Below are 12825 nucleotides of genomic sequence, written 5' to 3' on the forward strand. Positions count from 1 at the left end.
AACGGGCATCCTAGCCCGCTTCAAATAACGCCATGGCCTCGACATGCGCTGTCTGCGGAAACATGTCGAGGATCCCGGCACGCTTTAGCCGGTAACCTTGCTTGACCAACTCAACCGTGTCCCGCGCCAGCGTAGCGGGATTGCAGGACACATACACCAGGCGCCTGGCTCCCAGGGCGGCCAGTTTGCGCACAACCTCCTGGGCACCATCGCGGGGTGGGTCCAAGAGTACCGCAGAAAAGCCCTGTTTGGCCCATTCCGCGTCGGTCAGGGGCTGGGACAAATCGGCCTGAAAAAACTGCACATTATGCAAATTATTGCTGATGGCATTCTCTGCAGCGCGCTCCACCATAGCCTGAACGCCTTCCACCGCAACGACTTCGCGGACCTGCCTGGCCAGTGGCAGGGCAAAATTGCCCAGCCCGCAAAACAGGTCTAGCACCCGCTCATCGGGTTGCGGCGCCAACCATTGCAGGGCCTGGGCGACCATCGCCTCGTTGACCCCGGCGTTGACCTGCACAAAATCGCCCGGCCGGTAAGCCAGCTCCAAATCCCACGCCTCAAGGCGGAAACCGAGCGCCCTGCCCGGCTCGACCGGTTGCGGCGGCCCCTCGCCCTGCAGCCACAACTGGGCGTCATGGAAGCTGCAAAATTCCTGCAGTACCTGCATGTCCGCGTCAGACAGCGGTGCCATATGTCGAAGCAACACGGCGATGGACGAGCCGCTGAACAGCTCCACATGCCCCAACGCCTGAGGTTTGCTCAAGCGGCGCAGCATGTTCGGCAGACGCTGCATGATCGGGTGCAAGGCCTGTACCAGTACCGGGCAATCATCGATGGCGACGATGTCCTGGCTGGCCACGGCGCGGAAACCCACCTCGAGTTTTTTCGCCTTGGCATCCCAGCGCACGGCCACGCGGGCACGACGGCGGTAGCCGAATTCCGGCCCGCTCAGGGGCGCGGCCCACTCTTGTGGTTCGACACCGGCCACGCGCGACAATTGCTCGGCGAGCATGCGCTGTTTCAGGGCAAGCTGTTCGTCGTGAGGCAAGTGCTGCACGCTGCAGCCGCCACAGCGGCCAACGTGGGCGCAGGGAGCCGGGCGGCGCAGTTCGCTGGCCTTGAACACCCGCTCGGTGCGCGCCTCGACCACCTTGCCGTGGGCGCCGAGCACCCGCGCTTCCACCTCTTCGCCGGCCAGCGCACCGTTGACGAACCAGGTGCGGCCTTCGAAGAACACGATGCCGCGACCGTCGTTGGCCAGGCGCTCGATAGTCAGGCGCTGCTTCTTGCCCACGGGAATCTGCGGGGCCCGGCTGCCGCCCGTCGGTTGGAAGCGCAGGCCTCTCTCGTGCTTGGCCATCAGTTGGGTTCGTCGAAGATGCCGGTCGACAGGTAACGGTCGCCTCGGTCACAGATGATCGCGACGATCACCGCGTTTTCGACTTCCCTGGACAAGCGCAACATACCGGCCACGGCGCCGCCGGACGACACGCCGCAGAAGATGCCTTCTTCACGCGCCAGGCGCCGGGTGGTGTCCTCGGCTTCGCGCTGGGCCATGTCGATGATGCGGTCCACGCGCGTGGCGTTGTAGATCTTCGGCAAGTACTCTTCGGGCCAGCGCCGGATACCGGGGATGGCCGCGCCTTCCATCGGCTGCAGGCCGACGATCTGAATCGCCGGGTTCTGCTCCTTGAGGTAGCGCGAGTTGCCCATGATGGTGCCGGTGGTGCCCATGGAGCTGACGAAATGGGTGATGGTGCCCTGGGTCTGACGCCAGATTTCCGGGCCGGTGCTGGTGTAATGCGCTTCGGGGTTATCCCCGTTGGCGAACTGGTCCAGCACAACGCCACGGCCTTCGGCGGCCATGCGTTCGGCGAGGTCGCGGGCGCCTTCCATGCCTTCTTCCTGGGTGACCAGCACCAGTTCGGCACCATAGGCGGTCATCGCCGCCTTGCGCTCGGCGCTGCCGTTGTCGGGCATGATCAGCACCATCTTGTAACCCTTGATCGCGGCGGCCATGGCCAGGGCGATCCCGGTATTACCCGAGGTGGCTTCGATCAGCGTGTCGCCCGGCTTGATCTGCCCGCGCAGTTCGGCGCGGGTGATCATCGACAACGCCGGGCGGTCCTTGACGGAACCGGCGGGGTTGTTGCCTTCAAGCTTGAGCAACAAGGTATTGCTGGTTTCACCCGCCATGCGTTGCAAGCGGACCAGGGGAGTATTGCCGACGCAATCGGCGATTGTAGGGTACTGCAAGGTCATGGCGTATTCGCAATCCAGACTGCGGGGCGCACATCATACCGGGAAAGGTCGGCGCGCCATATCACGCAAAGTGCGGTGCTTATGGCTTATAGGAATAAGGCAGAGGTGTAGTGCCTATGAGGGCGCCATCGGGGGCAAGCCCCCTCCCACAGTTGATCGCGTTCCAACATGAGAATGCGGTCGAATGTGGGAGGGGGCTTGCCCCCGATGGCCATAGATATCTACACAACTTTGGCGTAGCCCTGAACCTGTGGCGAGGGAGCTTGCTCCCGTGGCGACCTGGCGGCCTATAGCTATCTGACTGATGCCGCGCGATCCAAATGTGGGAGGGGCGGTGCGACGATTCGACTTGCCCCCGATGGCGGCCTGACAGCCGACCAGGATGCTGGATCAGGGCGAGTACATATCCGTTGCTGCGGTAACGGCTGCTATGGGTTCCGCCCTTACGGCGTCTCACTTTTGAAAAGCGCAAAAGTAAGCAAAACGCTCTTGCCCCACCACTCGGCACCTCGCTTAGGCTCGGTGTGCCCGTAATCCGACAGTGATTTGGGGGGCCGCCGCCACGCGCCATCCATGGCGCGGGGCGGCTAAACCGGCATCCCTGCCGGTTTACCCCCCAAATCACTATCGGATTGCGGCCAGCGTGGTTTAACGGGGCGCCTAGATCAAAAGCAAGATCGAGAGCGGCTCGCTTCGCATCGTGGCTACCGTAGGCTGCTACAAAATTGTGTAGATACCTATGCCCCGATGGCCGCACCTCGATAACCGGCCGGGCTCTAATCCCCACCGCCATGATTTCTTTGAAAAACCTCTTCCCCCATCGCCGCAATCTGCCCCTCGATCAATGCTTCAAAGGGTTTCAACAGCGGCTCAAACGATGTCGGCGCTTCCAGTACCTGCAACGCTTGCACGACCGCTTCGACCGTCGACAAGGCTCCAGGCCCCGGCGCCTTGCGCAAGCGATACCGGGAGACGCCGCCGTTGGCCAGCGTCACCCGAGGCAACGCTGCCAGCAACGGGTTGAGGTGCAGCAACTTGCGCGCCTTGCGCCAGGTGCCGTCGGGCACCACCAGTAGCAGCGGCTGATCACCTGGCGTATAGGCTTGCAAAGGCTGCGCATCATCGCCCGGGAACAGCAGGCGCGCCTGATAACCGGGCGGGCTCAACAACGTCTCCAGATCATCGAACACCTCCCCCACCACCAACTGCGCATTGCTGAGCCCCAACGCCGCCAATCGCGCAGTATTGAGCGCATGGTTGACCTCGCTCGGATGCTGCAACAGCAGCACGCGGGTGCGACTGTCGAGGCTGGGGATCAGCGAGCACAAACAGTGGCTGAGAGGTCTCAGGCAACGGGAACACTGGGGTCTGGACATGGTTTTCAGGCCTGGTTGAGCTGGGCTTTGAGTAAATCGCGGAAGGTCTGGATCAGCGGCTCGCGGCTGCGCCCCCGACGCATGATCATCGAAAACGGCGCCTGGTAGCCAAAGGTCGCCGGCAGCAGCACGCGCAGGTCGCCCTTGTCGGCCCAGGCTTGCGCGTAGTGCTCGGGTAAATAGCCGATGTAGGCGCCAGACAGCACCAGGATCAGTTGCGCCTCCATGCTTTCCACCGTCGCGGCGCTGTGCTTGAAGCCATGGCGCGCCAGTTCGGCCTGGCTCCAGTAGCCGCGCCCGACCATGCGCTGCTGGGTGATGACCTGCTCGGGGATGCGCCGCTCGTTGAACAACGGGTGCCGGGTGCTGCAATACAGCCAGTGCTGCTCGCGGTACAACGGCATATAGATCAGCCCGCTCATGCGGTTGGAGAATGCGCCGATGGCCAGGTCCAGGCGATTGTCCTGCACCCCAAGTTGCAGTTCATAAGGGCTCAACACCGACAGATGCAAATGTACCGCCGGATGTTCGAGGCTGTAGGCGCCAATCACCTCGGCGAACGGCAGGGCTTTATCGCTGACGGTGGAGTCGAGCACACCGAGCTTGAGGGTGCCGCGCAACTCGCCCTTCAACGCGGCGGCATATTGCTCGAAGCCTTCCAGCTCGGCCAATAAACGCAAGGTTTCCTGATGAAACAGCTCGCCCTTGCTGGTCAGGCTGAAGCCGCCCCGCCCGCGGTGGCACAGCACCAGGCCCAGCGCCGCTTCCAGCTGGCTCATGTAGGTGCTGATGGCTGACGTCGACAGGTTGAGTTCGTGCTGGGCATTGGCGAACCCCTGGTGGCGCACGACGCTGACGAAGATGCGCAGGAGTTTCAGGTCGGGCAAGGCGTTGGCCATGGGTTCTCCGGATTCAGCTCAAGCAGCGCAGTCTACCCCAGGCTTTAGTTTAGAAAAATCTGAACTAAGTATTTGCCCGTGGCGATTCTTTCGTTTCCATGTATTTCGCAGAATCGGCCCCCAGATAACCACAACAACGATGAGGCAATCCCGTGGACAAGATTTTCCACCAACCACTGGGCGGCAACGAAATGCCGCGCTTCGCCGGCATCGCCACCATGATGCGCCTGCCCCACCTGCAAACGGCCAAGGGCCTGGACGCCGCGTTTGTCGGCGTGCCCCTGGACATCGGCACCTCGCTGCGCGCCGGTACCCGCTTCGGCCCGCGTGAAATCCGCGCCGAATCGGTGATGATCCGCCCGTACAACATGGCCACCGGTGCGGCGCCGTTCGATTCGCTGTCGGTTGCAGACATCGGCGATGTGGCGATCAACACCTTCAACCTGCTCGACGCCGTGCGCATCATCGAAGAGGCCTACGATGAAATCCTCGAGCACGACGTCATTCCCCTGACCCTGGGCGGCGACCACACCATCACCCTGCCGATCCTGCGGGCCATCCACAAGAAACACGGCAAGGTCGGGCTGGTGCACATCGATGCCCACGCCGACGTCAACGACCATATGTTCGGCGAAAAAATCGCCCACGGCACCACCTTCCGCCGCGCCGTGGAAGAGGGTTTGCTCGATTGCGACCGGGTGGTGCAGATCGGCCTGCGCGCCCAGGGCTACACCGCTGAAGACTTCAACTGGAGCCGCAAACAGGGCTTTCGTGTGGTTCAGGCGGAAGAATGCTGGCACCACTCCCTCGCGCCGTTGATGGCCGAAGTGCGCGAAAAAGTCGGCGGCGGGCCGGTGTACCTGAGCTTTGACATCGACGGCATCGACCCGGCCTGGGCGCCTGGCACCGGCACCCCGGAAATCGGCGGGCTGACCACCATTCAGGCGATCGAGATTATCCGTGGCTGCCAGGGCCTGGACTTGATTGGTTGTGATTTGGTGGAAGTTTCGCCGCCCTACGACACCACCGGCAATACCTCACTGCTCGGCGCCAACCTGCTGTACGAGATGCTCTGCGTACTGCCCGGCGTGGCACATCGCTGATGGACGCGCAAGCGGTGCTAAAGGCAGCGGCCGCGCTGGTCTCGGCCTTCGCTCGCAACGACCGCGCCGCTTACTTCGGCGCGTTCACGGCCGATGCGAGTTTTGTGTTCCATACCCTCCCCCAGCCACTGCTCAGCCGCGATGCCTACCAGGCGTTGTGGGACTGCTGGCGCCGGGACGAGGGGTTCGAGGTGCTGTCGTGCACCTCAAGCAATGCCGTTGTCAGCCTGCACGGTGACGTGGCGATTTTCATGCATGACGTGGCCACCGAGCTGCGCATGAACGGGGAGCATCACTTCAGCCAGGAACGCGAGACCATCGTCTTCACACGGCAAGGGTCGCGCACAGAACAACAACAAGGCCTGTGGCTGGCCTGTCACGAACATTTGTCCGCTATGCCGGAAGGGCTGCCGCCCCCTTAGCCAATGTGATCGGAGCTGATCATGAATAATAAAAACAACCAAAACAGTATTCGCACCATAGAAACCAACGGGGTCGAACAGATTCCCGACCACGAACGCACCGCCGCCCCCAAGGATCTGTTCCGGCTGATCTTCGGCGGTGCCAATACCTTTGCCACCGCCGTGCTGGGCGCGTTCCCGGTGCTGTTCGGCCTGTCGTTCCAGGCCGGGGTCTGGGCGATTGTGCTGGGCGTGCTGGTGGGCGCGGTGATCCTGGCGCCCATGGGCCTGTTCGGGCCGATCAACGGTACCAACAACGCCGTGTCTTCCGGCGCGCATTTCGGCGTGCATGGGCGGATTGTCGGCTCGTTTCTGTCGTTGCTGACGGCGATTGCCTTCTTCTCACTGTCGGTGTGGAGTTCAGGCGATGCGCTGGTGGGTGGTGCGAAACGTCTGATCGGCCTGCCGGAATCCGACCTGACCCTGGGCCTGGCCTACGGCGTCTTCGCCCTTCTGGTGCTGACGGTGTGCATCTACGGGTTTCGCTTCATGTTGTGGGTCAACCGGATTGCGGTATGGGCCGCGAGCCTGTTGTTCCTGCTGGGGATCTTCGCCTTTGCGCCGGCCTTCGACAGCCAATTCGCCGGCAGCGTCGCCCTCGGCCAGAGCGGCTTCTGGGCGGCGTTTATCGGCGCCGCGCTGGTGGCGATGAGCAACCCGATTTCCTTCGGCGCGTTCCTCGGCGACTGGTCGCGCTACATCCCGCGCCACACCCCGAAGCGCCGGATCATGCTGGCGGTGGTCCTGGCTCAGGTTGCCACTTTGATTCCGTTCCTGTTCGGCCTGGCTACCGCGACCATCGTGGCGGTCAAGGCACCGGACTACATCGCCAGCAACAACTATGTGGGCGGCTTGCTCGCGGTGGCACCGAGCTGGTTCTTCCTGCCGGTGTGCCTGATTGCGGTGATCGGCGGCATGTCCACCGGCACCACCTCGCTGTATGGCACCGGGCTGGACATGTCCAGCGTGTTTCCACGCCTGCTGTCACGGGTCAAGGCCACGCTGCTGATCGGGGTAATGTCGATTGCCTTCATCTTTATCGGACGTTTCGCCGCCAACCTGGTGCAGAGCGTGTCGACCTTCGCCGTGCTGATCATCACCTGCACCACCCCATGGATGGTGATGATGATCATCGGCCTGATCGTACGCCGAGGCTTTTATTGCCCGGATGACCTGCAGGTGTTCACCCGTGGCGAAACCGGCGGCCGCTACTGGTTCAGCCATGGCTGGAACTGGCGCGGGCTGGGGGCCTGGATCCCGAGCGCGCTGGTGGGCCTGTGCTTCGTCAACCTGCCGGGGCAGTTCGTCGGGCCGCTGGGCAACCTGGCCGAGGGCATCGACATCAGCTTGCCGGTAACGCTGGGCCTGGCCTCGGTGGTGTACCTGAGCCTGCTGCGGCTGTTTCCGGAACCGGCTGCCGTCTATGGGCCGACGTTTGTGGCGAGGGAGCTTGCTCCCGCTGGACTGCGAAGCGGTCCTGAAAAAGCCGGCTCCAGCTTCGCTGTCGAACGGGAGCAAGCTCCCTCGCCACAGCAAGCGCCTTCTGCACAATAAAAAATAATCGGAGACTCGCCGTCATGGCTTTGGATTTATTCGTCGTACTCGTCTACGCCGCCGGCATGCTCGTGCTCGGCTACTACGGCATGCGCCGCGCCAAGACCCACGAAGACTACCTGGTCGCCGGGCGCAACCTCGGCCCGTCTCTCTATATGGGCACCATGGCCGCCACGGTGCTGGGTGGTGCCTCTACCGTTGGCACCGTGCGCCTGGGATATGTGCACGGCATTTCCGGTTTTTGGCTGTGCGCCGCGCTGGGCACGGGGATCATTGCGCTGAACCTGTTCCTGGCCAAGCCGCTATTGAAACTGAAAATCTTCACCGTCACCCAGGTCCTGGAAAAACGCTACAACCCCATGGCGCGCCAAGCCAGCGCGGTGATCATGCTGACCTACGCGCTGATGGTCGTGGTGACCTCGATCCTGGCGATCGGCACCGTCCTGCAGGTGCTGTTCGGCCTGCCGTTCTGGATCTCGGTGCTGCTGGGCGGTGGCGTGGTCGTGGTGTATTCGACGATTGGCGGCATGTGGTCGCTGACCCTGACCGATATCGTGCAGTTCGTGATCAAGACCGTCGGGCTGATGTTCATCCTGCTGCCGATCTGCCTGTACCGCGTCGGCGGCTGGGACGAACTGGTGGCCAAGCTGCCGGCCTCGAGCTTCAGCTTCACCGCGATCGGCTGGGACACGATCATCACCTACTTCATGATCTACTTCTTCGGCATCCTGATCGGCCAGGACATCTGGCAGCGCGTATTCACTGCCCGTGACGAAAAAGTCGCCCAGTACGCAGGCACGTTCGCCGGCGTCTACTGCATTCTTTACGGCCTGGCGTGCGCATTGATCGGCATGGCCGCGCATGTGCTGATCCCGGACCTGGATAACGTCAACAACGCGTTCGCCGCCATCGTCAAAGCCTCCCTGCCGGACGGCATTCGTGGCCTGGTGATTGCCGCTGCCCTGGCGGCAATGATGTCAACCGCCAGCGCCGGGTTGCTCGCCGCCTCTACCGTGCTCACCGAAGACCTGCTGCCACGCGTGCGCGGTGGCAAACAGTCGAGCCTGGGCGTCAACCGCCTGTTCACCCTGCTGACCGGGATAGCGGTGCTGGGTATCGCACTGGTGGTGAACGATGTGATCAGCGCCCTGACCCTGGCCTACAACCTGTTGGTAGGCGGCATGCTGATCCCGCTGATCGGCGCGATTTTCTGGAAGCGTGCAACCACCTGCGGGGCGATCACCTCGATGACGCTGGGTTTCGTGACCGCGCTGGTATTCATGTTCAAGGATGGGCTGGACGCAAACACCCCGATTTACTACAGCCTCGCGGTGGCGTTGGTGAGTTTTGTGCTGGTGAGTGTGTTGTCGCGTAAACCGGGGGCGGTGGTGGCGGGGGCGGCTTGAGGTAAACAGCTTTAGAGCGGTTCCCTCAGCGGGTGCGACAGCGGATGTCGCACCGGTTTTTTATCATTCACCGTTCATGCGCTCTGGCCTGAATCGTTTCCTGAACCAAAGAGGCCCATACCAATCCCTGTGTGGTGCCCCCTGCATAGGTTCCCCCGGCCGCGATTTGATGGTGGGCGGACCAATACACTATCGACAGCCCATCTGAAGTACCCGGCCTGGCACATTCGATTATTTGCAGGTCGCCCTTTTCGACCGCATTGCGGTAGGACCGTGGAAAGTGCCGAGATACCGCGGCAAGGCACGCCTCGAGTACGTGTTCCTTATGCTCCAATGTCGATCCAGGCGCAACCTGCCCGCCGGAGATCAGAATGTAATCCCCGTCCAGGCGGCAATTCATGACCCCAATGGGTAAATCGTACTGCAGCTTGAGTCCGCACATTTCGGCCCCTTCATTATCTTTGGCGCACAGTTTGAAAAACCAGCCAATGACCGCGATGACATTGGGTTCCTCTACGCCCATGGCAGTGACGACAAAGTGATCTTTACTTAGCTCGGCAATTTGTACCGCATTAAGATATTGGGGCCGAAATTGAACCCCCGAACGCTGCAACAGCCGCTCTAACTCCCGCGTCAGATCATTAAACGCTACCTCATAACCCGATACTTCCACGGCCCGACCGACGCCAGGGACGCCATAACTTGCCTGGAATTGCCGTTGGCTGATCTCTGCGACTTCACTTCCCGGTTTACCGCTCGGCCAAGGCCTTCTTTGGATATCGCGTTGCTCGCGGATCGCGCCCTCTACCTCAGTGGCATCGTCCCTATAGGCTCTTACAATCCGCGCGCGTGCACAGGGTGCCAGCGATGGGTTATCGGCCAAAAGTTTTTCAAACAGTTCGATGCCTGCTCGATTGCACTCAACGGCCAGATGCTGGTTTCCTGACAACAGGAACGGGTTATGCAACGGTTTTGCCGTTGTCTCCGTCGCTGACAGATGACGCATGTTTACGTGCTTGTGACTGGCGCCGTCGCACTGCCGGTTGCCGCCGTACACGTCGACCTGATAATTCGCCAGGCGAAACATCACGGCTTGGAACAGGCCGTTAATCCCTCTACCGATGATCGATACGCGTGGCGCCTGGGGGTCTATCTGTTGAGAGGGGATCGTCAATGGCTGCGCAAGTTTGCGCCTGACGACGCCGCGCAAGGCCGTCAAGCTCAGTTGCATGGAGACCGCATAGTCCAGATCGCACTGGCAGCCTTCGGTAGTGGCCGCCTGCGCAGTCAGCGTCGCCGGGTTGCGCCATGTAGAGACACTGCAACCGAGCTTTTGCGTGCGCACTCGAAACGCGTCCAGTGTTACCGGCCCATAGTCCAATACAAGCTGGATGCCCTCGGCTTGCGCCAGGGTCTGCAAAGCGTCATCGCTGAAGACGTCCGGTTTGGCGACGCAAACCAGGCGGGCCTGCGGGTGCATACATTGAATAAGAGCGCGGTCAATGCGATGAGTAGAGTCATTCGTCAAAGACAAGCAGAGGGCGACTGCACTGGCCCCTCTCATCGCCTCCAACCAGTCCACCACAAATGACACTCGACTGCCTTGTACTACGTTCCTGTCAGGCGCCAGACGGTATCGGCTCAATACCTTGATTCGAACTTGCGGATCTCGTTCAAGCAGTAACTTGACGAGTTCCTGACCGACATTGCCATATCCCAGTACGCAGATGTCACGGGGTAGCGAACCGTCGGCGAGTGTCAGCCAGTGCACCATATAAGCCGCGACGTGCGGCGCGTTGACCCCAGGCGTGTTGACCACTTGAATGCCGCTGGATGCGCACAGATCCAGTTGCACCTTATCCAGACTCGTACCTCTGCGTATCAGATGGAGGTTTCCGAATGGGTGGGCTGTACGCCACAGGTCTATGACGTCTGCATCCATGGCCTGGTCCCCAACAACGATCGTTGATGGACGCAAAAGCCCGATCTGTGTGAGCAATGCCTGTTTGTTTATTGTCGGGGGGAGAAACACGATGTTGCTGGGAGCGTTAGCCTTCCAGGCTCTGGACACCGGCGCGATATGCAAAATGCTTTCAAGTGTGGCGATCAGGGATGCGGCGACTGGCGGAACGGAAGAGCGCGTCATAGCGTTGTCTCCAATAACTCTGACTTAGTCACGCCTCGCAGAGAGGCTTTCTAAAGTTTGGAGTTACGGAAGCAGGCGCTTTTCTATTCCGATAGCTTTATGGGTCGTTCCATAAGCGTTGCAACAGCCCATGAACCATGAGCATGGCTCCGTAACGGAATTCAACCTACGCTCATCCTGAAAAATGAGTAAGCCAGCCAATTCTGACGTACGAGTGGTCCAATTCCGACAGTTGAAAGTGAAGGAGCCAGGTGGCGTAACCGCTTTTCATACCTGACACAAACAAATGTGGGAGCGGACTCGCTCGCGAATGCGGTAAACCAGTCAACTATCTATCGACTGACTCACCGCATCGCGAGCAAGCCCGCTCCCACACGAATCCTGGGTTGGCTTGGGATCAGCGCCGACGAGGGCGGCGTTGCTCATCATCGGTACGAATCGGTACCGGCTGCAGCGGAGGCTCGATCAAGCCCAGCGCAACGCCAAGGTCATGGAGCCAGGTTTGAATTTTCTCTTTCATGATTTGCCCCCTTTGAGGGTAATGCGAGTAGGCGCCTGTTCTGTCGCCGTTTCCTACATTGATAGTAGCGCTAAGTCTTACGTATTGCTTGTGCGAAAGCACAACGAACTATTACTGAATGGATCTGGATCCTGTCGGATCGTTCAAGCAATTTCACGCCTGTCTTGCAAGCACTCTGCCCGGTCCGACTGCTGCAGCTCAATCCATGCATTGAGGTTAGCGCCGAGCATACCCTTTCGCCACATCAACCAGGTGGTAGCAGTGGCAAAAGGCCCAGTCAGCGGATGAACGGACACGCTGTCCTTGCCTGGCAGACTGTCGAGCATCGATTCAGACATCAACGCCACGCCGGAACCGGCGATGACACACGCGAGCATGCCTTGGTAAGACTCAATCTCGATGGCCCGGCCCATGGCCACGCGATCGTGGGAAAACCAGCTTTCCAGGCGGGTGCGATAAGCGCAGCTGCGGCGGAACGTGAATACCGAGCGGCCGGCGACGTCCTGGGGGCCGCGTACTGGCGGGTGGTCGGCTTCGCAAATGATCACCAGGCGCTCTTCGCACAGCGGCACGCCGTCCAGCGTGGCCAGGGCCAGCGGGCCATCCACCAGCGCCGCATCCAGCCGTCCGGTGATCAAGCCTTCCAGCAGCTCGCCGCTCGGCGCAGATTGCACCTGCAGGTTCACCCTCGGGTAGGCCTTGTGATAACGCGCCAACAGTTTCGGCAAGTGAATCGCTGCCGTGCTGTACATGCTGCCGAGTACAAAATCACCGGCCGGTTGCCCGCCCTGAACGGCGCCGTGGGCTTCGTCGTGCAGCGCCAGTAGACGGCTGCTGTAGTCCAACAGCACTTTACCCGCAGGAGACAGCTGCAAACGCTGGCGTTCCCGCACAAACAGCTCGACGCCGAGCTGTTCTTCCATCTGCTTGAGCCGAGTCGACAGGTTCGACGGCACGCGGTGCAGGCGCTCGGCGGCGCGGGTAATGGAGCCCTCCTCCGCCACCGCCTGGAAGATGCGCAGTTGACTGAACTCCATAACTTTCTCCAAAACTGAACAAGTTCATCACTATTATTCATTTTTACAGAAAGTCAAT

The 12825-nt window shown here is 61.0% G+C and carries 11 protein-coding genes; 4 read left to right on the top strand and 7 right to left on the bottom strand.

Going from position 1 to position 12825, the window contains the following annotated elements; genetic code table 11:
- Positions 1-10 precede the first annotated feature (10 nt).
- The 4 genes from rlmD to C4J85_RS19355 form a co-directional block, all read right to left on the bottom strand.
- Entirely contained in the window at positions 11-1363 is a 1353-nt protein-coding gene (rlmD, locus tag C4J85_RS19340) for a 23S rRNA (uracil(1939)-C(5))-methyltransferase RlmD (RefSeq protein ID WP_124410505.1), read from the bottom strand.
- Positions 1363-2265, bottom strand: coding sequence for a cysteine synthase CysM (gene cysM / locus C4J85_RS19345; protein WP_124363840.1), 903 nt, complete (start codon positions 2263-2265; stop codon positions 1363-1365). The genes rlmD and cysM overlap by 1 nt, the downstream gene beginning before the upstream one ends.
- Positions 2266-3041: 776 nt before the next feature.
- Entirely contained in the window at positions 3042-3641 is a 600-nt protein-coding gene (locus C4J85_RS19350; protein ID WP_124410506.1) for a tRNA-uridine aminocarboxypropyltransferase, read from the bottom strand.
- A gap of 5 nt (positions 3642-3646) precedes the next feature.
- Positions 3647-4540: a LysR family transcriptional regulator gene (locus C4J85_RS19355; protein ID WP_124367890.1), complete on the bottom strand. Its 894-nt coding sequence runs from the start codon at positions 4538-4540 to the stop codon at positions 3647-3649.
- 152 nt (positions 4541-4692) lie between these two features.
- On the opposite strand from C4J85_RS19355, the gene speB reads away from it, so the two are divergent.
- Genes speB through C4J85_RS19375 form a run of 4 tightly spaced genes read left to right on the top strand, consistent with a single transcriptional unit; the run spans position 4693 to position 9064 of the window.
- Positions 4693-5643, top strand: a complete 951-nt coding sequence (speB, locus tag C4J85_RS19360; protein WP_065909690.1) for an agmatinase — start codon at positions 4693-4695, stop codon at positions 5641-5643.
- A complete protein-coding gene (locus tag C4J85_RS19365) occupies positions 5643-6065 on the top strand; it encodes a nuclear transport factor 2 family protein (protein ID WP_124407855.1) in 423 nt (140 codons plus the stop codon). Before speB ends, C4J85_RS19365 begins: the two co-directional genes overlap by 1 nt.
- A 21-nt stretch (positions 6066-6086) precedes the next feature.
- Positions 6087-7658, top strand: a complete 1572-nt coding sequence (locus C4J85_RS19370) for a cytosine permease (RefSeq protein ID WP_124410507.1) — start codon at positions 6087-6089, stop codon at positions 7656-7658.
- Between the two features lie 23 nt (positions 7659-7681).
- A complete protein-coding gene (locus C4J85_RS19375; RefSeq protein ID WP_124410508.1) occupies positions 7682-9064 on the top strand; it encodes a sodium:solute symporter in 1383 nt (460 codons plus the stop codon).
- 67 nt (positions 9065-9131) lie between these two features.
- Here the strand turns inward: C4J85_RS19375 and C4J85_RS19380 are convergent, their stop codons facing one another.
- The 3 genes from C4J85_RS19380 to C4J85_RS19385 all read right to left on the bottom strand — a co-directional run bounded on the left by C4J85_RS19380 (position 9132) and on the right by C4J85_RS19385 (position 12767).
- The gene (locus C4J85_RS19380; protein ID WP_124410509.1) at positions 9132-11210 is read right to left on the bottom strand and encodes an FAD-dependent oxidoreductase; all 2079 of its coding nucleotides are present in this window, start codon (positions 11208-11210) and stop codon (positions 9132-9134) included.
- Between the two features lie 397 nt (positions 11211-11607).
- Positions 11608-11730 (bottom strand): PA1414 family protein, encoded by a 123-nt coding sequence (locus C4J85_RS27770; RefSeq protein WP_017737772.1) that lies wholly within the window; start codon positions 11728-11730, stop codon positions 11608-11610.
- A gap of 143 nt (positions 11731-11873) precedes the next feature.
- On the bottom strand, positions 11874-12767 hold the full coding sequence (locus C4J85_RS19385; protein ID WP_124410510.1) for a LysR family transcriptional regulator: 894 nt from the start codon (positions 12765-12767) through the stop codon (positions 11874-11876).
- Positions 12768-12825 lie beyond the last annotated feature (58 nt).

Origin of the sequence: Pseudomonas sp. R4-34-07 (assembly GCF_003852375.1) — a bacterium.
In the GTDB taxonomy this organism is placed as follows: Bacteria; Pseudomonadota; Gammaproteobacteria; order Pseudomonadales; family Pseudomonadaceae; genus Aquipseudomonas.

What these genes read in the sequence shown, in the direction of transcription:
- rlmD (WP_124410505.1), bottom strand. Translation starts at nt 1,363, where the DNA reads ATGGCCAAGCACGAGAGAGGCCTGCGCTTCCAACCGACGGGCGGCAGC.
- cysM (WP_124363840.1), bottom strand. Translation starts at nt 2,265, where the DNA reads ATGACCTTGCAGTACCCTACAATCGCCGATTGCGTCGGCAATACTCCC.
- C4J85_RS19350 (WP_124410506.1), bottom strand. Translation starts at nt 3,641, where the DNA reads ATGTCCAGACCCCAGTGTTCCCGTTGCCTGAGACCTCTCAGCCACTGT.
- C4J85_RS19355 (WP_124367890.1), bottom strand. Translation starts at nt 4,540, where the DNA reads ATGGCCAACGCCTTGCCCGACCTGAAACTCCTGCGCATCTTCGTCAGC.
- C4J85_RS19365 (WP_124407855.1), top strand. Translation starts at nt 5,643, where the DNA reads ATGGACGCGCAAGCGGTGCTAAAGGCAGCGGCCGCGCTGGTCTCGGCC.
- C4J85_RS19370 (WP_124410507.1), top strand. Translation starts at nt 6,087, where the DNA reads ATGAATAATAAAAACAACCAAAACAGTATTCGCACCATAGAAACCAAC.
- C4J85_RS19375 (WP_124410508.1), top strand. Translation starts at nt 7,682, where the DNA reads ATGGCTTTGGATTTATTCGTCGTACTCGTCTACGCCGCCGGCATGCTC.
- C4J85_RS19380 (WP_124410509.1), bottom strand. Translation starts at nt 11,210, where the DNA reads ATGACGCGCTCTTCCGTTCCGCCAGTCGCCGCATCCCTGATCGCCACA.
- C4J85_RS27770 (WP_017737772.1), bottom strand. Translation starts at nt 11,730, where the DNA reads ATGAAAGAGAAAATTCAAACCTGGCTCCATGACCTTGGCGTTGCGCTG.
- C4J85_RS19385 (WP_124410510.1), bottom strand. Translation starts at nt 12,767, where the DNA reads ATGGAGTTCAGTCAACTGCGCATCTTCCAGGCGGTGGCGGAGGAGGGC.